This is a genomic window from Saccharothrix australiensis (assembly GCF_003634935.1).
GTDB classification, from domain to species: domain Bacteria; phylum Actinomycetota; class Actinomycetes; order Mycobacteriales; family Pseudonocardiaceae; genus Actinosynnema; species Actinosynnema australiense.
In genome coordinates this window covers 6,896,466-6,913,773 of record NZ_RBXO01000001.1, presented here as the reverse complement: position 1 = coordinate 6,913,773, position 17,308 = coordinate 6,896,466, and the positions used below count along the sequence as shown (strand labels likewise).

At 74.3% G+C, this 17,308-nt stretch carries 16 protein-coding genes; 10 read left to right on the top strand and 6 right to left on the bottom strand.

Translation table 11 applies throughout. The features are described 5' to 3' along the window. Positions 1 to 53 precede the first annotated feature (53 nt). The gene (locus C8E97_RS29345; RefSeq protein ID WP_121008688.1) at positions 54 to 1,433 is read right to left on the bottom strand and encodes a cellulose binding domain-containing protein; all 1,380 of its coding nucleotides are present in this window, start codon (positions 1,431 to 1,433) and stop codon (positions 54 to 56) included. A gap of 205 nt (positions 1,434 to 1,638) precedes the next feature. On the opposite strand from C8E97_RS29345, the gene C8E97_RS29340 reads away from it, so the two are divergent. Beyond that, positions 1,639 to 2,649 (top strand): methionine synthase, encoded by a 1,011-nt coding sequence (locus tag C8E97_RS29340; RefSeq protein ID WP_121008686.1) that lies wholly within the window; start codon positions 1,639 to 1,641, stop codon positions 2,647 to 2,649. A gap of 84 nt (positions 2,650 to 2,733) precedes the next feature. Next, on the top strand, positions 2,734 to 4,581 hold the full coding sequence (locus C8E97_RS29335; protein WP_121008684.1) for a glycoside hydrolase family 9 protein: 1,848 nt from the start codon (positions 2,734 to 2,736) through the stop codon (positions 4,579 to 4,581). Between the two features lie 64 nt (positions 4,582 to 4,645). Here the strand turns inward: C8E97_RS29335 and C8E97_RS29330 are convergent, their stop codons facing one another. Further along, a complete protein-coding gene (locus tag C8E97_RS29330; protein ID WP_121008682.1) occupies positions 4,646 to 5,152 on the bottom strand; it encodes a GNAT family N-acetyltransferase in 507 nt (168 codons plus the stop codon). A 157-nt stretch (positions 5,153 to 5,309) separates the two neighbouring features. Continuing rightward, the gene (locus C8E97_RS29325) at positions 5,310 to 6,215 is read right to left on the bottom strand and encodes a LysR family transcriptional regulator (RefSeq protein ID WP_121008680.1); all 906 of its coding nucleotides are present in this window, start codon (positions 6,213 to 6,215) and stop codon (positions 5,310 to 5,312) included. A 72-nt stretch (positions 6,216 to 6,287) separates the two neighbouring features. On the opposite strand from C8E97_RS29325, the gene C8E97_RS29320 reads away from it, so the two are divergent. From C8E97_RS29320 to C8E97_RS29310, 3 genes are read left to right on the top strand one after another with little or no spacing between them, the layout of a single operon-like run. Next, complete coding sequence (locus tag C8E97_RS29320; RefSeq protein WP_281275482.1) at positions 6,288 to 6,917, top strand: succinate dehydrogenase cytochrome b subunit; 630 nt, start codon at positions 6,288 to 6,290, stop codon at positions 6,915 to 6,917. 1 nt (position 6,918) lies between these two features. After that, positions 6,919 to 8,829 carry a fumarate reductase/succinate dehydrogenase flavoprotein subunit gene (locus C8E97_RS29315; RefSeq protein WP_121008678.1) on the top strand — a complete coding sequence of 637 codons (1,911 nt, stop codon included), beginning with the start codon at positions 6,919 to 6,921 and terminating at the stop codon, positions 8,827 to 8,829. Beyond that, on the top strand, positions 8,826 to 9,572 hold the full coding sequence (locus C8E97_RS29310) for a succinate dehydrogenase/fumarate reductase iron-sulfur subunit (protein ID WP_121008676.1): 747 nt from the start codon (positions 8,826 to 8,828) through the stop codon (positions 9,570 to 9,572). The genes C8E97_RS29315 and C8E97_RS29310 overlap by 4 nt, the downstream gene beginning before the upstream one ends. Here C8E97_RS29310 and C8E97_RS29305 read toward each other — a convergent pair. Next, positions 9,548 to 10,387: a YeiH family protein gene (locus tag C8E97_RS29305; protein ID WP_121012657.1), complete on the bottom strand. Its 840-nt coding sequence runs from the start codon at positions 10,385 to 10,387 to the stop codon at positions 9,548 to 9,550. The two genes, C8E97_RS29310 and C8E97_RS29305, sit on opposite strands and share 25 nt — an antisense overlap. A 19-nt stretch (positions 10,388 to 10,406) precedes the next feature. Between C8E97_RS29305 and C8E97_RS29300 the strand changes: the two genes are divergently transcribed. The 3 genes from C8E97_RS29300 to ligA are packed head-to-tail and all read left to right on the top strand — an operon-like array spanning position 10,407 to position 14,243. Beyond that, complete coding sequence (locus C8E97_RS29300; RefSeq protein ID WP_121008674.1) at positions 10,407 to 11,300, top strand: LysR family transcriptional regulator; 894 nt, start codon at positions 10,407 to 10,409, stop codon at positions 11,298 to 11,300. Next, entirely contained in the window at positions 11,297 to 11,947 is a 651-nt protein-coding gene (locus C8E97_RS29295; protein WP_121008672.1) for a hypothetical protein, read from the top strand. The genes C8E97_RS29300 and C8E97_RS29295 overlap by 4 nt, the downstream gene beginning before the upstream one ends. Positions 11,948 to 11,978: 31 nt before the next feature. Next, entirely contained in the window at positions 11,979 to 14,243 is a 2,265-nt protein-coding gene (gene ligA / locus C8E97_RS29290) for an NAD-dependent DNA ligase LigA (protein WP_121008670.1), read from the top strand. Positions 14,244 to 14,324: 81 nt separating this feature from the next. Here ligA and C8E97_RS29285 read toward each other — a convergent pair whose 3' ends face one another. Beyond that, positions 14,325 to 14,756, bottom strand: a complete 432-nt coding sequence (locus C8E97_RS29285; RefSeq protein WP_121008668.1) for a phosphatase domain-containing protein — start codon at positions 14,754 to 14,756, stop codon at positions 14,325 to 14,327. A 365-nt stretch (positions 14,757 to 15,121) separates the two neighbouring features. Between C8E97_RS29285 and C8E97_RS29280 the strand changes: the two genes are divergently transcribed. Next, positions 15,122 to 15,847, top strand: a complete 726-nt coding sequence (locus C8E97_RS29280; protein WP_121008666.1) for a 3-keto-5-aminohexanoate cleavage protein — start codon at positions 15,122 to 15,124, stop codon at positions 15,845 to 15,847. A 79-nt stretch (positions 15,848 to 15,926) separates the two neighbouring features. Here the strand turns inward: C8E97_RS29280 and C8E97_RS29275 are convergent, their stop codons facing one another. Next, on the bottom strand, positions 15,927 to 16,580 hold the full coding sequence (locus C8E97_RS29275) for an ACT domain-containing protein (RefSeq protein ID WP_211347300.1): 654 nt from the start codon (positions 16,578 to 16,580) through the stop codon (positions 15,927 to 15,929). Between the two features lie 397 nt (positions 16,581 to 16,977). Between C8E97_RS29275 and gatC the strand changes: the two genes are divergently transcribed. Next, entirely contained in the window at positions 16,978 to 17,277 is a 300-nt protein-coding gene (gene gatC, locus C8E97_RS29270) for an Asp-tRNA(Asn)/Glu-tRNA(Gln) amidotransferase subunit GatC (protein ID WP_015804727.1), read from the top strand. The last annotated feature ends 31 nt before the right edge of the window (positions 17,278 to 17,308 follow it).

Here is a 17,308-nt window from a genome sequence, read left to right as displayed (position 1 = left end):
CCCGGACGGCCTGACGACGGCCCGACAAGATCAACCGTCGTCATTTGCCCAGGTCATGCGGTGAATCGTTGGAAGATGTTGGTGAACTCGTAGAGCGACTGGTTGATGCTGCTGCACGTCGGGGAGATCCCGCCGCCGGGACACGAGCCGTTGTCCCGGCCCACCGACCAGAACCCGAGCAGGCCGATCCTGTTGGTGTTCGCCCACGCCACGAGCTTGTTCGCGTGCGCCTGCGTGAAGACCTTGCCGTTGAAGTTGCGGCCGATCATCGGGGTCACGCCGAGCAGGCGCTTGAGCTCCGCGTCCGACTTGCCCGGCCAGATCGTCTTCATCTGCCGCAGCGAACTCTCCGCCGCCGCGATCACCGCGTCACCCCAGTCCGCCCGCGACGAGCCGAACTCCATCGTCATCGGGTTGACCAGCACGGTCAGGCCCTTGGACGCCGCGTTCTGCAGGATCTGCACCGAGTACGGGTCCATGCCGTAGTCGTCGCCCTGCACGCGCATCGTGTAGCTGATGGACGTGCCGCGTTCGGTCTGGAGCTTCTTCAGCGCCGTGTTGACCATGTCGTGCGGGATGGACGCCTCCACGTCGACGTCCAGGTGGTTGCTGCCGACCGCGTCCAACGCCTTCTTGTACGCGCCGAGCAGGGCGTCCGCTGTGGAGCACGAGTACTCCAGGTACGGCCCGGCCGCGCCGCCGGTCGCCACGATCACGTCGCCGCCCAGCGCCTTCAGCGCCTTGACGTCGTTGACGATCCGGCTGTCGCCGATCGGGATGGTGCCGCCCCACGACGGGTTGCAGCCGGAGCTGTCGGCGAGCGCGAACGCGAGCGTGAACACCTTCTGGCCGGTCGCGCGGGCCACCGACTCCAGGGACGGCGTGGGCATCGTGATGTCCACGTACGGCGCGGACTTGATGGCGCCCGCCGGCGGAGTCGTGGTCGAGGTCGACGTGGAGGTCGAAGTCGACGTGGAGGTCGACGTCGAAGTCGAAGTGGACGTCGACGTGGGGGCGGACGTGGTCGTGCCACCGCCCGCGCACGGCTGCCCGTTGAGCTTGCAGTTGGCCGGCAGGCCGGTCCCGTTGGCGAGGAAACCGAACGAGGTCGACGCACCCGCCGCGACCGCGCCGTTGTACTCGCGGTTGGTGAACGTGTGGCGGGTGCCGGCGCTGGTGAGCGTCGCGTCCCAGTAGGAGCCGGGCGTCGTGCCCGACGGCAGGTCGAACTCCAGCTTCCACCCGGTCAGCGGCGCGCTGCCGGCGGTGATCGTGAACTTGCCCTGGTAGCCCGAACCCCACGTGGAGTCCTGGGTGAAGCCGGCCGTGGGCGCGGCCGAGGCGCCCGCGGGCGCCGTCAGCAGCAGACCGGCCGCCGTCACCGCCGCGACACCGGCCGCCAGCGCGGCCAGGGCCTTGCGCTTGTTCGACATGGCACTTGCTCCCGTGGCAGGGGACGGGGGTTGGGAGTGGTGCGGGAGCGCGGGGCGCGGCACGCCCCCACACCACGTCTGTGCGGCGCCTTCGCAACTGTCGGCACCGACACAGTGACGGTAGGTGGCCTAGACCACCTCGTCAATGGGTCTAGACCTTTTCACTCTCAACCGGTGCGGTTCCGGAGGTGGGAGACTGTGCGCCGTGGATGCTGCCCCTTGGTCCGCCGGCGCCGCTACCGGCATCGGCTCGTTGCCCGGAACCGACCCGTTGGAGGCCGCGCGCGTCGTCCTCGGCGAGCTGCCCGACCTGCCCCACCTGCCGGAGCTGCCCGCGCGCGGCGTCGGCGCGGACGTCATCGGCCGCACCGCCGCGCTGCTGGTCGACCTGCCGGTCGAGGTGGTGGCGTCCGGGTACCGGACCGCGGCGCACCCCGGTCGGGACCACCGGCGGGCGGTGGACCTGCTGCGCCGCGACCTCGACGCGTTCGAGGAGGCGGCGGACGGCCTGACCCCGTCGGTGGTGAAGGTCCAGGCGGCCGGCCCGTGGACGCTGACCGCGGGCGTCGAGTTGGCGCGCGGGCACCGTGTGCTGACCGACCGGGGCGCGCTGCGCGAGTTCGCCGCCTCGCTGACCGAGGGCCTGGCCCGGCACGTGGCGGAGGTCGCGAAGCGGACCGGCGCGCGCGTGGTCGTGCAGCTGGACGAGCCGTCCCTGCCCGCCGTGCTGCGCGGCCTGCTGCCCACGCCGTCGAAGCTCGGCACGGTGGCGGCGGTGCCGGAGCCCGAGGCGCGGGCGCTGCTCCAGGGCGTCATCGAGGGCGTCGGGACCGACGTGGTCGTGCACTGCTGCGCGCCCCGGCCGCCGATCACGATGTTGCGCGCGGCCGGCGCGAAGGCGGTCGCGTTCGACGTGTCCGTGCTCGACGCCGACCTGTGGGACGAGGTGGGCGAGGCGTGGGAGGAGCGCGCGACGCTGTTCCTCGGCCTGACGCCGAGCACCGACCCCGGCCGCCCGCTGGAGCTGCGCGAGGTGGCGAAGCCCGCGCTGGACCTGGTGGACCGGCTGGGCTTCCCGAGGTCCCTGCTCGCCTCGCACGCCGTGCCGACGCCGTCCTGCGGCCTGGCCGGCGCGAGCGCCTCGTGGGTGCGGCGCGCGCTGTCCCTGACGCGCGACGCGGGCCGGGCGTTCACCGAGCCGCCGGAGGGCTGGTAACCGGGTCGGCCGGCGGTTAGTCTCCTCCGCAATTAGTGAGGTCTCTTTACATAGGCCACCGCCGCCGGCCGGAGCGGAGGTTCCATGCGGTTCCCACGGTGGGCGTTGGCGTCGGTGCTGGCCTTGATCGGTTCGGTGACCGCCGTGCCGGCCCAGGCCGCCCCGGTCGGGCAGGTGCGGGTGGACCAGGTCGGCTACGGCGCGGGCGAGTCGAAGCAGGCGTACCTGATGACGCCGTCGGCGGTGTCCGGCCGCTTCTCCGTGGTCGACGCGAAGGGCCGCACCGCGTGGTCGGGCCGGCTCGGCGCGTCGCTGGGCGGGTGGAGCGCGAGGTACGGCGCGGTGCAGCCGATCGACTTCTCCGGCCTGACCGAGGCGGGCACCTACCGGGTCCGGGCGGCGGGCGTGACGTCGCCGCCGTTCCGGGTCGGCGGCGACCTGTTCGACCCGGTCGCCGACCGCACTGTCGAGTTCTTCCAGGCGCAGCGGGACGGTCGGGACGTCGTGCCGGGCAGGCTCGGCCGCAAGCCCGCGCACCTGACCGACCGGGCGGCGACCGTCTACGCCACGCCGGTGTTCCGCGGCGACGGCGGCGACCAGCTCGCCGAGCCGCTGCGCCCCACGGGCCGCACCGTCGACGTGGAGGGCGGCTGGTTCGACGCGGGCGACTTCGTGAAGTTCACGCACGCCTCGGCGTACGCGACGGCGTCGCTGCTGTTCGCGCAGCGCGACCGGTCGAATCCGGCGCTGTCCGCCGAGACCCGGTTCGGGCTGCGGTGGCTGGACAAGGTCTGGGACGCCGACCGCGGCGTCCTCTACGCCCAGGTCGGCATCGGCACCGGCAGCACCGAGCACGGCTTCCTCGGCGACCACGACGTGTGGCGGCTGCCGGAGGACGACGACCGGCTCGACGTGCGGCCCGGCGACGCGAAGTACTTCATCAAGCACCGCCCCGTGTTCGCGGCCAACGAGCCGGGCGAGCGGATCAGCCCCAACCTGGTCGGCCGCGTGACCGCGTCCTTCGCGCTGGCCGCGCAGGTCGAGGCCCGGCGCGACCCGAAGCGCGCCCGCGCCCTGCTGGAGCAGGCGGCGTCGCTGTTCGCGCGGGCCAAGACGGCGGACGTGGGCGAGCTGGTGACGGCGTTCCCGCACGCCTACTACCCCGAGGACTCGTGGGCGGACGACCTGGAGTTCGGCGCGACCCAGCTGGCCCTGGCCGGCAAGGCGCTCCGCGACCCGCGCGCGGCGGGCTGGGCGCGTGCGGCGACCCACTGGGCGTCGGTGTACCTGGCCAGTGGCGACACCGACACGCTCAACGTCTACAACACCAGCGCGCTGGGCCACCGCGACCTGGTCCGGCTGCTGCGCGCGGGCGTGCCGGGCGCGGAGGTGACGGAGGCGCAGCTCGTCGGCGACCTGCGGCGGCAGCTCCAGTCCGGTGTGGACAGCGCCGCGCGCAGCCCGTTCCGCACGGCCGCCGACGTGGCCGCGTTCGACGCCGCCACCCGCAGCTTCGGGTTCGCGGCGACCGCGCGCCTGTACCGCGAGGTGACCGGCGACCGGTCGTTCGACGCGTTCGGCGTGCAGCAGCGCAACTTCGCGCTGGGCGCGAACGCGTGGGGCACCACGCTCGTCGTCGGTGTCGGCAGCCGGTTCCCGGAGTGCCCGCACCACCAGGCGGCGAACCTGTCCGGCGACCCGGACGGCGGCCACCGCGTCCTGGTCGGCGCGGTGATCAACGGCCCGAACGCGGCGGCGCTGTTCGACGGCCTCGGCGAGATGCCCGAGGGCGCGATCCCGTGCGCCAAGCCCTACCCGACGCAGTTCGACTCGGCGACGTCCCGGTTCGTGGACGAGCTGAGGTCGTGGCCGAGCTCCGAACCGGCGATCGACTTCACCGCGACGGCCGCGCTGGCGTTCTCCCTCTCCTGACCGCCCGGCGGGGCGGCGGGACCACCCGCCCGCCGCCCCGCCGGACCTCACCCGGTCGAGCCCGTCACAGCCGTTCGAACGGCTCGGCGTAGCGGAACGGCCCGCGCAGGTTCGGGCTGTACGCGTGCAGGGTCCGGACCTGGAAGTACGGCCCCCACTCCGGGTTCGGCGGCAGCACGCCGTGCTCCTGCGCCGGCCGGAAGCCGAACCGGGCGTAGTAGCGCGGTTCGCCGAGCAGCGCCACCAGCGGTTCGCCGAGGGCGTCGGCCGCGCCCAGCACGGTGTGCATGAGCGCCTTCCCGACACCCCGCCCCTGGTGGTCCGGTCGCACGCTGAGCGGCCCGAGGCCGAGCGCGGGCGCGCCGTTCACGGTGCCCCTGGTGGCCACCACGTGCCCGACGACCTCGCCGGACCCGTCCTCGGCGACGAGGGAGAGGGCGGGCAGCCAGCCCGCGTCGGCGCGCAGCTCGGTCACCAGCCAGGACTCGCCGCCGGGTCGCTCGGCGAACGCCGCGTCGGTGACCTCCGTGATGGCTCTGACGTCATCGGGTGTCTCGCGTCTGATCAACACCCGGTCCAGCCTAGGATCACCGCTCCCGCGCGCGATCCCCGGCCTCGCCGTCGCGCCGGTCGGGCCAGGCGACCGGAAGGACCGCGGGGCACGACCTCTTCCTCCCCACCGCGCACGAGGGGCGCTCACCCCCGGTCCACGGCTCGTGGCCACCTGCTCAGGACGTCGCCAGGTGGACGCCCGCGGGCATCTCCGCCCCGCGCAGGAAGCCCAGCAGGACGTTCTGGAACGCCCGCGCGGCGGTGGTCGGCGCGACGTCCGTCCGGTGCGCCAGGCCCACCGTCCGGGTGGTGCTGGGCGCGAGCGGCGTGCCGTGCAGGGACCGCGCCGCGAGCACGGTGCTGGGCACGATCGCCACGCCCAAGCCCACCTCGACGAACCGCAGCACGGCGTCCATCTCGCCGCCCTCCACGGCGAACTGCGGCTCGAACCCGGCGCCGCGGCACGCCGCGAGCGTCGTCTCCCGCAGGTCGTACCCCGGTCGGAACATCACCAGCGGGTGGTCCTCCAGGTCGGTCAGGCGCATCCGCTCCACGCCGAGGGGTCGCGCGGACGCGACGACCAGTTCCTCCCGCAGGACCGGCGCGACGGTGAGCGCCCGGTTGGCGTCCGCCGGTGAGACGATGACCAGCGCCAGGTCCAGCTCGCCCGCCTCCAGCGCCCGCACCAGGTCCCGCGACCCGCCCTCGGTGACCGCCACCCGGATGCCGGGGTACGCGTCGTGGTAGCGCTTGATGACGTCGGCGAACAGGCTGCCGCACAGGCTCGGCGTCGCGCCGACCCGCACCCGGCCGCGCCGCAGGCCGACCAGCTCGGCGACCTCCAGCCGGGCGGTGTCCACATCGGACAGGATGCGGCCGGCGACGGGCAACAGCGCCTCGCCCGCCGGCGTGAGCGTGATGTTGCCGCGCGCCCGGCTGAACAGCTCCGCGCCGAGCTCCTTCTCCAGCGCCTGGATCTGCTTGGACAGTGAGGGCTGCGCCACACGCGCCTCCTCGGCGGCCTTCGTGAAGTGCCGTGTCCGGGCCACTGCCAGGAAGTACGCGAGCTGCTGGAGCGTCATAGCCCCAGGCTATCGTCAGGCAGTTAACGATGTATTGGACGACTCGTCACACCGGTTCCTAGCGTCGGAGACGTGGACACGATTCGGCTTTACCGCAGCACGATCGGCAAGAAGGCGGTCATGGCGGTCACCGGTGCCGCGTTGTTCCTCTACGTCGTGGCGCACATGATCGGCAACCTCGCCGTGTTCGCCGGGCCGGGCGCGCTGGACGCGTACGGGCGGTGGCTGCGGGCCATCGGGGTGGTCTGGCCGGTGCGGGTCGGGCTGCTCGCGTGCGTCGTGCTGCACTTCGTCGCCGCCTACCAGCTCACCGCGCGGGCGCGCCGGGCCCGCGGCCGGTACGAGCACCGGCGGGTCGTGCAGGGCTCCTACGCCGCGCGCACCATGCGGTGGGGCGGCGTGATCATCGCGCTGTTCGTGGTCTACCACCTGCTCGACCTCACCGTCGGTGTGCTCAACCCGCACGGTGTGGAGGGCGCGATCCACGCCAACGTCGTCGCCGACTTCCAGCGCTGGTACGTGGTGCTGGCCTACGCGGTCGCCGTGCTGGCCCTGGGCTTCCACCTCCGGCACGGCGTGTGGAGCGCCACCCGCACGCTGGGCGTCACCACGTCGCGCGTCCTCGGCCTGGGCGTGGCGGTCGTGATCTGCGCCGGTTTCCTCTCCGTCCCCTTCGCCGTCTTCACCGGATTGGTGAGCTGACATGCCCTTGTACACCGAAGGTCCGCCGATCTCCGACCAGCGCGCGCCGGCCGGTCCGATCGAGTCCCGCTGGGACCGCAGGAGGTTCTCCGCCCGCCTGGTCAACCCGGCGAACCGGCGCAACCGCACCGTCATCGTGGTCGGCACCGGCCTGGCGGGCGGCGCCGCCGCCGCGACGCTGGGCGAGCTGGGGTACCGCGTGAAGTCGTTCTGCTACCAGGACAGCCCGCGCCGCGCGCACAGCATCGCCGCCCAGGGCGGCATCAACGCCGCCAAGAACTACCGCAACGACGGCGACAGCGTGCACCGCCTGTTCTACGACACGGTGAAGGGCGGCGACTTCCGCTCGCGCGAGTCGAACGTCCACCGCCTGGCGCAGCTCAGCGTCGAGATCATCGACCAGTGCGTGGCGCAGGGCGTGCCGTTCGCCCGCGAGTACGGCGGCCTGCTGGACACGAGGTCCTTCGGCGGCGCCCAGGTGTCCCGCACGTTCTACGCCCGCGGCCAGACCGGGCAGCAACTCCTCCTCGGCGCTTACCAGGCGATGCAGCGGCAGGTCGACGCCGGCCGGGTGGAGGTGCACCCGCGAACGGAGATGCTGGACCTGGTCGTCGTCGACGGCCGCGCCCGCGGGATCGTCGTGCGTGACCTGGTGTCGGGCGCGGTGTCCACGCACTTCGCCGACGCCGTCGTCCTCGCCACCGGCGGCTACGGCAACGTGTTCCACCTGTCCACGAACGCCAAGGGCTGCAACGCCACCGCCATCTGGCGGGCGCACCGCCGGGGCGCGCTGTTCGCGAACCCCTGCTTCACCCAGATCCACCCTACGTGCATCCCGATCAGCGGCGACCACCAGTCGAAGCTGACGCTGATGAGCGAGTCGCTGCGCAACGACGGCCGCGTGTGGGTGCCCGCGAACCCGACCGACACCCGGCCGCCCAACGACATCCCGGACGCCGAGCGCGACTACTTCCTGGAGCGCATGTACCCCAGCTTCGGCAACCTCGTCCCGCGCGACATCGCGTCCCGCGCCGCGAAGAACATCTCCGACGAGAAGCGCGGCGTCTACCTGGACTTCGCCGACGCCATCGCGCGCCTGGGCGCGCCCGCGGTGGAGCAGCGCTACGGCAACCTCTTCGAGATGTACCAGCGCATCACCGGCGACGACCCGTACCGGGTGCCGATGCGCATCTACCCGGCCGTGCACTACACGATGGGCGGCCTGTGGGTGGACTACGACCTGCGGTCCAACATCCCCGGCCTGTACGTCATCGGGGAGGCGAACTTCTCCGACCACGGCGCGAACCGGCTCGGCGCGAGCGCCCTCATGCAGGGCCTGGCCGACGGCTACTTCGTGCTGCCCGGCGTGATCGGCGACTACCTCGCCGACGCGCCCTTCGCACCGCTCGCCGAGGACCACCCGGCCGTGGCGGACACCGTGTCCGAGGTGCGCGGCCGGGTGAAGACCCTGCTCGCGGTGGACGGCGACCGCACGGTCGAGTCGTTCCACCGCGAGCTGGGGCGCCTGATGTGGGACCAGTGCGGCATGGAGCGCGGCGAAGCCGGGCTGCGCAAGGCGCTGGAGCGCATCCCGGAGCTGCGCGAGGAGTTCTGGGCGCGGGTGAAGGTGCCCGGCACGGGCGCGCGGCTCAACCAGGAGCTGGAGAAGGCGGGCCGGGTCGCGGACTTCTTCGAGCTGGCCGAGCTGATGTGCGTCGACGCCCTGCACCGCGAGGAGTCCTGCGGCGGCCACTTCCGGTCCGAGAGCCAGACGCCGGACGGCGAGGCGCTGCGCGACGACGACCGCTTCTCCTACGTCGCGGCGTGGGAGTTCACCGGCGCGGAACCCGTGCTGCACAAGGAAGAACTCGTTTTCGAACACGTCAAGCCGACCACCCGGAGCTACACGTGAAACTCACCCTGCGGATCTGGCGGCAGCACGGGGCGACCGGACGGCTGGTCGAGTACCCGGTGGACGGCCTGTCGCCGGACATGTCGTTCCTGGAAGCCCTCGACGTGCTCAACGAGCGGCTCGTGCTGGCCGGCGAGGAACCGGTCGCGTTCGACCACGACTGCCGCGAGGGCATCTGCGGCATGTGCGGCGTGATGATCAACGGTGTCGCGCACGGGCCGCAGAAGGCGACCACGGCGTGCCAGCTGCACCTGCGGCACTTCTCCGACGGCGACGTGCTCACCGTCGAGCCGTGGCGCGCCGAGCCGTTCCCGGTGGTGCGCGACCTGGTGGTGGACCGGTCGGCGTTCGACCGCATCGTGGCCGCCGGCGGGTACGTCAGCGTGCCGACGGGCAGCGCGCCCGAGGCCCACGCCACGCCCGTGCCGAAACCGGACGCCGACACGGCGTTCGAGGCGGCGGCGTGCATCGGCTGCGGAGCGTGCGTCGCGGCCTGCCCGAACGGGTCGGCGATGCTGTTCACCGCCGCCAAGGCCACCCACCTCGGCGTCCTGCCGCAGGGGCAGCCCGAGCGGTACTCGCGGGCGCGCGACATGGTGGCCGAGCACGACGCGCTGGGCTTCGGCGGCTGCACCAACACGGGGGAGTGCACCGCGGTGTGCCCCAAGGGCATCCCGCTGAGCACCATCACCCGGCTCAACGCCGACCTGCTGCGCGCTCACACCACCCGCAGCGAGAGGTAGCCCACCGAGCACACCAGCAGCGTCGCCAGCAGCCCCAGCAGCAGGGCGCGCGGTCCGGTCGCCAGCAGGCTCTTCGGCCGGACCGCCGTGCCCAGCCCGAACATGGCCGCCGCGAACAGCACGGTGGTGGACGTCCGGGCCACGTCCACCGCGGCCGGCGGCAGCAGGTCCGCCGACCGGACCGCCACCATCGCCAGGAAACCCAGCAGGAACAGCGGCACGACCGGTCCGCGCCGCCGGTTCGCCAGCGCCGCCACCGGCGCGAGCAGCGCCACCCGGCTCAGCTTCACCGCCATCGCCGTCGCCAGGCCGCCCGCGGGCGCGGCGGCGGCCACCTGGGCCACCTCGTGCACGCTCAGCCCGATCCACTCCGGCGACGCGCCCAGCAGCGGCAGGGCGATCATGGTCAGGGTGCCGAACAGCGTCACCAGCGCGACACCGGTGGCGACGTGCTCCTCGTCCCGCTCCGACGCGACCGCGGCGATGGCCGACGCGCCGCAGATCGAGAACCCGCCGGCGACCAGCACGCACAGCCCGCGCGGCAGACCCAGGCACCGGCCGAGCCACACGGTGCCGGCGAACGTCACGCCCACCGTGACCACCGCCGCCAGCAGGATGCCCGGCCCCAGCGCCAGCAGCTGCGGCAGCGACAGCTGCAACCCCAGCAGCACCACCCCGGCGCGCAGCAGCCGCCGCGTGATCGGGGCCAGGTCCGGCAACCGGCCACCCACCAGGACACCGAGGACGAGCGCGGCGATCAGCACCACCCCAGCCTGTGCCGCCCGCTCGCGCGCCGGTAGGCGGACATCGGCGATGAAGTCATACCCTCGCACTATGACCGATCCGCCCGACCTGGCGTCCCTGCGGCTGCTGGTGCTCGTGGGCGAGCTGGGCAGCCTCGGCCGGGCCGCGCAGGAGCTGGGCGTCGCGCAGCCGTCGGCGAGCAAGCGGCTCGCCACCCTGGAGCGCCGCCTCGGGCTCGTGCTGGTGGACCGCGGCCGGCGCGGCTCGGTGCTGACGCCGGCGGGCGTGGTGGTCACCGAGCGGGCGCGGCGCGTGCTGGACGAGATGGCCGGGCTGCTCGCGGGCGCGGCGGCGCTGCGCGCGTCCCGCGAGGCCGAGCTGCGGGTCGCGGCGAGCATGACCGTCGCCGAGCACCTCGCGCCCGGCTGGCTCGCCGAACTCCGCCGCACCCGGCCCGACCTGCACGTGGGCCTGCGCGTCACGAACTCGGTGACGGTGGCCAGGCTGGTCCGCGAGGGCGCGGTGGACCTCGGCTTCGTGGAGGCGCCCGGCCCGCTGGCCCGGCTGTCGGCGCGCGAGGTCGCCGCGGACCGGCTCGCCGTGGTCGTGCCGCCGGGGCACCGCTGGGCGCGCCGCCCGATCACCGCCGACGAACTCGCCCGGACCCCGCTCGTGGTCCGGGAACGGGGCTCGGGCACCCGCGACACCCTCGACCGGGCCCTGCCCGACGCCTGCCCGCCCGCCCTCGAACTGGGCTCCACGACGGCCGTGCGCGGCGCGGTCGTCGCCGGTGTCGCGCCCGCCGTGCTGAGCGTGCTGGCGGTCGCCCTGGACCTCGCCGACGGCAGGCTGGTGGAGGTCCCGGTGGAGGGCCTGGACCTGCGGCGCGTGCTGCGGGCCGTGTGGCCGGGCGGCCGGCGGCTCGTGGGACCCGCCGCGGAACTCCTCGCGGTGGCGACCCGCCGTAGTTCAATGGGCGCATGAGCTGGTTCCGCCGACGCACCGAGCCCGTCCCGCCGCCCGCGCACCTGCCGAACCCGGCCGAGGCGGCGGACGCGTTCTGGCGGCGGTGGTCCGACCTGCTGCCCACCGTGAGCGCGGCGCTCGGCGACGGCGAGCCGCACCGCGTCGAGAACGAGCTGTGCGAGCTGGTCGCCGCCGTCCACCCCGACCTGCACTTCTCCCTCGAACGCGGCCACCGCGCGATCTACGCGCTGGTCGTCAGCGGCCAGGAGGACCCGCGCCTGCGCCCCTACACCGACGCGTGGCGCGCCGCCGCGCCGCCCGAGGACATGATCTGGGAGTACCACGACTCGGTGCCGCCCGTGCCGGACCCGACCGGGGTCACCGTCAACCTGGGCGCGCGGCGCGTCCGGCTGGCCGACGTGCGGGTCGTCGCGCAGGTCGACGACGGCCTGGTGGACGTCGCCGTGTTCCACCCGCTGTTCGCCGAACTCGACGACGCGCAGCGGCGGACGATGACGTTCCTCCCGCTGGACGTCACCCTCGGTGAGCGCCTGGCGGGCGAGCGGCTCGGCCGCGTCGAAACCGCCACCGCCGAACCGGAGGGCACGATCAGCCTGCTGGAGCTGCGGGAACTCGTGCGCGGCCTGGGTGGGGACTCCTCCTGAAATTGTCGTGCCCCCTGGTTAGGCTCACCCCGTGACCAGCAGCGACTCACCCGATCAGACCAGCGTTGCCGCCGAGGGCGTCGAGGACGTGCCCGCCGCCGCGCGGGAGCGCCACGCGGCCCTCGCGGAGGAGGTGCGCGGCCACCAGTTCCGCTACTACGTCCTCGACGCGCCGACGGTCAGTGACGGTGAGTTCGACGCGCTGCTGCGCGAGCTGGAGGCGCTGGAGGAGCGGCACCCCGGCCTGGCGACGCCCGACTCGCCGACCCAGCTCGTCGGCGGCACGTTCTCCACCGAGTTCCGCGCCGTCGACCACCTGGAGCGGATGCTCAGCCTCGACAACGTGTTCTCGCGCGACGAGCTGCGCGCGTGGGTCGAGCGGGTGGAGAAGGAGGTCGGCGCGGGCGCGCGGTACCTGTGCGAGCTGAAGATCGACGGCCTGGCGGTCAACCTGCTCTACCGGCGCGGCCGCCTGGAGCGGGCGCTGACCAGGGGCGACGGGCGCACCGGCGAGGACGTGACGCTGAACGCCCGCACCCTGGGCGACGTGCCCGAGGCGCTGACGGGCACCGCCGAGTACCCGGTGCCGGAGCTGGTGGAGGTGCGCGGCGAGGTGTTCTTCGCCGTGGAGGACTTCCTGGAGCTGAACGCGAAGCTCGTGGCGGCGGGCAAGCCGCCGTTCGCGAACCCGCGCAACACCGCCGCCGGCTCGCTGCGCCAGAAGGACCCGAAGGTCACGGCGTCGCGGCGGCTGCGGATGATCTGCCACGGCCTGGGCAAGCGGGAGGGTTTCGAACCGGCCGCGCAGTCGCAGGCGTACGAGGCGCTGCGGGCCTGGGGCCTGCCGGTGTCCGAGCACACCAGGGTGCTGACGAGCTTCGAGGAGATCGACGCGCACGTCGCGCACTGGGGCGCGCACCGCCACGACGCCGTGCACGAGATCGACGGCGTGGTGGTGAAGGTCGACGCGGTGCCGCTCCAGCGCAGGCTGGGCTCGACGTCCCGCGCGCCCCGCTGGGCGATCGCCTTCAAGTACCCGCCGGAGGAGGCGACGACCACCCTGCTCGACATCCAGGTGCAGGTGGGGCGCACCGGCCGGGTCACGCCGTTCGCCGTGATGGAGCCGGTGAAGGTGGCCGGCTCCACGGTGGCGCGGGCGACCCTGCACAACGCGAGCGAGGTCGCGCGCAAGGGCGTCCTCATCGGCGACCGCATCGTCATCCGCAAGGCGGGCGACGTGATCCCGGAGGTGCTGGGCCCGGTGGTCGACGCCCGCCCCGCCGACGCCCGCCCGTTCGAGATGCCCGCCACCTGCCCGGAGTGCGGCCACGCGCTGCGCCCGATGAAGGAGGGCGACGTCGACATCCGGTGCCCGAACGCGGCGGGCTGCCCCGGCCAGCTGCGCGAGCGCCTGGCCTACCTGGCGTCCCGGTCGGCCCTGGACATCGAGGTGCTGGGGTTCGAGGGCGCGGCGGCCCTGGTCGAGTCGCCGGTGTACGGCGACGAGGGCGACCTGTTCCGGCTGGACGCGGCGAAGCTGGCCGAGGTGCCGCTGTTCCGCACCCAGTCCGGCGAGCTGACGGCGAACGCGGTGAAGCTGCTGGACAACCTGGAGGCGGTCAAGCGGCGTCCCCTGTGGAGGGTGCTGGTGGCGCTGTCGATCCGGCACGTGGGTCCGACGGCGGCGCGGGCGCTGGCGCGGGAGTTCGGCTCGCTGGAGCGCATCCGGGCGGCGTCGGAGGAGGAGCTGGCGGCGGCCGAGGGCGTCGGGCCGACCATCGCGTCGGCCGTGCGCGAGTGGGTCGGGACGCCGTGGCGGCAGGAGGTCGTGCGCAAGTGGGCCGAGGCCGGGGTGCGCATGGCGGAGGAGCGCGACGACTCGGTGCCGCGCACCCTGGAGGGCCTGTCGATCGTGGTGACGGGGTCGCTGGAGGGCTTCTCGCGGGACGAGGCGAAGGAGGCGATCCTGGCGCGGGGCGGCAAGGCGGTGGGCGCGGTGTCGAAGAAGACGGCGTTCGTGGTGGTCGGCGACGCGCCGGGGGCCAAGGCGGACAAGGCTTTGCAGCTGAAGGTGCCGGTGCTGGACGAGGCCGGGTTCCGGGTGCTGCTCCAGGAGGGGCCGAAGGCGGCGACCGCGGTGGCGACCATCGCCGCCGACGAGTCGGCCACGCCCGGGGAGCAGGGCACGGCCGGCGAGGGGAGCGCGACCGAGGGGTCGGGCACGGCCGGCGGGGAGGGCGCCGTGGGCGAGGGAAGCGGGGAGGGCGCCGTGGGCGGGGAGGGCGCGGTGGACTGACGAGGCGAGTGCGGTGGACTGACGAGGTGATCGCGGTGATCGGCGAGCGCGGCGGCCGGCGAGGCGGGCTCCGCGGGCCGCTCAGCCGACGCCCGGCCGGGGGAACCGCCGGACCCAGGACTTCTGCCAGGGCGTCTCCACCGCGCGGTGGTGGTAGTGGGCCCGCGTCCACGCCACCGCCGCGTCGGACGGCACGCCCGCCAGCACGGCCAGGCACGAGATGACCGTCCCCGTCCGACCGACCCCGCCGCCGCACGCGACCTCGACGTCCTCGCCCGCGACGGCCCGCGCGTGCAGGCCGCGGATCAACCGGACGGCGTCCGGGGTGGACCGGGGCAGCAGGAAGTCGGGCCAGTCGACCCAGTCGTGGTCCCAGTCGAACTCCCGGCCGCGCCGCAACCGCGAGCCGCCGAGGTAGAGCCCGTACGACGGCGCGTCGTCGGGCGCGGGGTTCCGCAGGCCGCGGCCGCGGACTCGGGAGCCGTCGGGGAGTTCGAGCGCGCCGGTCAACATCCGACCGATGCTAATAACCACACGATCGAGTGATCCACGAGGCCGCGCGGTTCACCCGTCCGGGCTACTGAGGCCACCTCGGCCGGCGCGTGGCGGGGTGCCGGCCCCGCCCACGCCCGCCGGAAGCAGCCCCCGCCCGCGCCCGGCCGCCCCGTCCGCGCCCGGACGCCGCACCTCTGCCCGGACGCCGCACCTGCCCGGCCGCCGGACCCCTGCTGACCGCCGAACCCCGCCCGACCGCGTGACCCACCAGGCCGTCGACTCCGCCCGACCGCCGCACCCCGCCTGATCAGCGCGCCACCGACCGGGGCGGCCGCCGTGCGCGCGGTTCGCCCCGCCCCTCCTGCCGTGCGACGCTGGTCCGCGTGATCCAGGTCTGCCTGAACGGTGCCCGCGCGCCCGAGAGCCACCCCGCGCTCCCGGTGACCCCGCAGCAGCTGGCGGCCGACGCCGCCGTCCTCCACGAACTCGGCGTCAAGCACTTCCACCTGCACCCGAGGGACGTGGCCGGGCGGGAGGTCCTGGCCGGCCCCGAGGTCGCGACCGCCGTCGCCGTGATCCGCGCCGCCGTGCCGCACGCCGAGCTGGGCGTCACCACCGCGGCCTGGGTCCAGCCCGACCCGGTGCGCCGCGCGGAACTGGTCGCGGGCTGGGCGGGGCTGGCCGCCGGGCGTCCCGACGTGGCCTCGGTCAACGTCCACGAGGACGGCTGGCTGGACGTCGCGCACGCGCTGCGGGCCGCCGGCGTCGGCCTCGAACTGGGCGTGTTCCACGAGGACGCCGCCCGCACCCTGGTCGCGGCGGGCCTGCCCGACGGCACGCGCCGCGTCCTGGCCGAGGTCCAGCCCGGCGGCACCACCGCCGAGGCGGACGCCCTGCTGCGCCTGCTGGCCCCGCTGGGCGCGCCGATCCTGCTGCACGGCGAGGACGACAACGCCTGGTCCGTCCTGGACCACGCCGTGCGGCTGGGACTGGACACGCGCATCGGCCTGGAGGACACCCTCCACAACCCGGACGGCACGCTGACCAGGGACAACGTCCAGCTCGTCACGCACGCCCAACGGGTCGTCCGCGCCAACGCCGTGCGCTGACCGGGACACCGGGCCGAACCCGCCGGAGGCCGTCCGGACGCGCCGGGGCAGACCGCGCCCGCCGGCGCCCACCCCGCGGTCAGTCCGGCAGCACCACGGACACGATCCCGGCCAGGTGCGCGAGCCTGGCCACCTCCGCCGCCCGGAACATCGGCCCGCCCGGACGTCCGACCAGCAGCACCCGGTCGGGCTTGCCCAGCGGCGTCGCGGCCAGTTCGGTGCCCAGCTCGCGCAGCGTCGCGGGCACCCACTCCTCCTCGCCGTCCAGCACGGTGGCCCGCGCCAGCGGCATCCACGGCGGCTCGGCCATGCGGGTCTCCGGCGCGGCCGTCGACGCCGTCACCCGGTGCACGCCCGCGCTGTCGTGGGTCAGCACGACCGCCCACCCGGCACGGATGATCTTGGGCACGCCCTCGGTGAACACCTCAAGGCCGCGCGCGGGCTCCTCCGCGACCTCCTCCACCAGCTCCAGCTCGCGGTGCGTGTCCAGCACGCCCGCGTACGGGCGCACCGCGTCCACCTCGACGCCGTCGATGGACTCCGCGGCGGTGATCAGCACGTCCGGCAGCCGGCCGGAGGGCAGCTCCACCACGAGGTCGTCGATGGCCAGACCGGCCCCGCGCTCCACCACGTCCACGCTGAGGATGTCGGCCCCGACCTCGCCGAGCGCGGAGGCGACCGCGCCCAGGGTGCCGGGACGGTCCGGGAGCTGGACCCGGAGCAGGAAGGACACGGTGCACGCCTCCAAGGGGCTGGGATCGGGCATTCCGGCCGATGATTCTCGCAGACGCGGCCGCGGTTTCCGACCCACCGGCCGCGTGGCCCGGCGGTACCATCCCGCACCCGCGCGCGGGGGACCGGCCGAGGGAGCGTGGCTGGCGGGCCGGCCCGACCGTCCCGCACCCGCGCCCACACCCATCCTGAGCCTGCCCCGCACTCGCCCCACGCCTGCCCCGCGCCTGTCCCGCCCCCACACCCGTCCTGCGCCCGCCCTTGCCCGTGCCTGCCCGCCGCGCCCGCCCCGCGCCCGTGCCCGCGCGAGCCCGAGGAACCCCGTCGGGCTCCCGCCTGACCTGCCAATAGACTCGGCGGGTCCAATCCGAGAAAACCGACCCACGGGGGTTGACGAGGTGCCCAGCATCTCCCGCGACGAGGTCGCGCACCTGGCCCGCCTGGCCAGGCTCGCCGTCACCGACGACGAGCTTGACCTGTTCGCCGGCCAGTTGGACGTGATCCTCCAGTCGGTGGCCACGGTGGGCGATATCGCCACCGCGGACATCCCACCCACTTCGCACGCCGTTCCGCTGACCAACGTGTTCCGCGAGGACGTGGTGCGTCCCAGCCTCGGTCAGCAGCAGGCGCTCGCGGGCGCCCCCGCCGCCGAGGAAGGCCGCTTCCGCGTTCCCCGAATCCTGGGCGAGGAAGCATGACCGCCGACGTACTTCTCTCCGCGGAGGCGGA

Bases quoted from the DNA above. Each gene is read 5' to 3' on its own strand.
- C8E97_RS29345 (WP_121008688.1), bottom strand. From the start codon at position 1,433: ATGTCGAACAAGCGCAAGGCCCTGGCCGCGCTGGCGGCCGGTGTCGCG.
- C8E97_RS29335 (WP_121008684.1), top strand. From the start codon at position 2,734: ATGCGGTTCCCACGGTGGGCGTTGGCGTCGGTGCTGGCCTTGATCGGT.
- C8E97_RS29325 (WP_121008680.1), bottom strand. From the start codon at position 6,215: ATGACGCTCCAGCAGCTCGCGTACTTCCTGGCAGTGGCCCGGACACGG.
- C8E97_RS29315 (WP_121008678.1), top strand. From the start codon at position 6,919: ATGCCCTTGTACACCGAAGGTCCGCCGATCTCCGACCAGCGCGCGCCG.
- C8E97_RS29300 (WP_121008674.1), top strand. From the start codon at position 10,407: ATGACCGATCCGCCCGACCTGGCGTCCCTGCGGCTGCTGGTGCTCGTG.
- C8E97_RS29295 (WP_121008672.1), top strand. From the start codon at position 11,297: ATGAGCTGGTTCCGCCGACGCACCGAGCCCGTCCCGCCGCCCGCGCAC.
- C8E97_RS29285 (WP_121008668.1), bottom strand. From the start codon at position 14,756: ATGTTGACCGGCGCGCTCGAACTCCCCGACGGCTCCCGAGTCCGCGGC.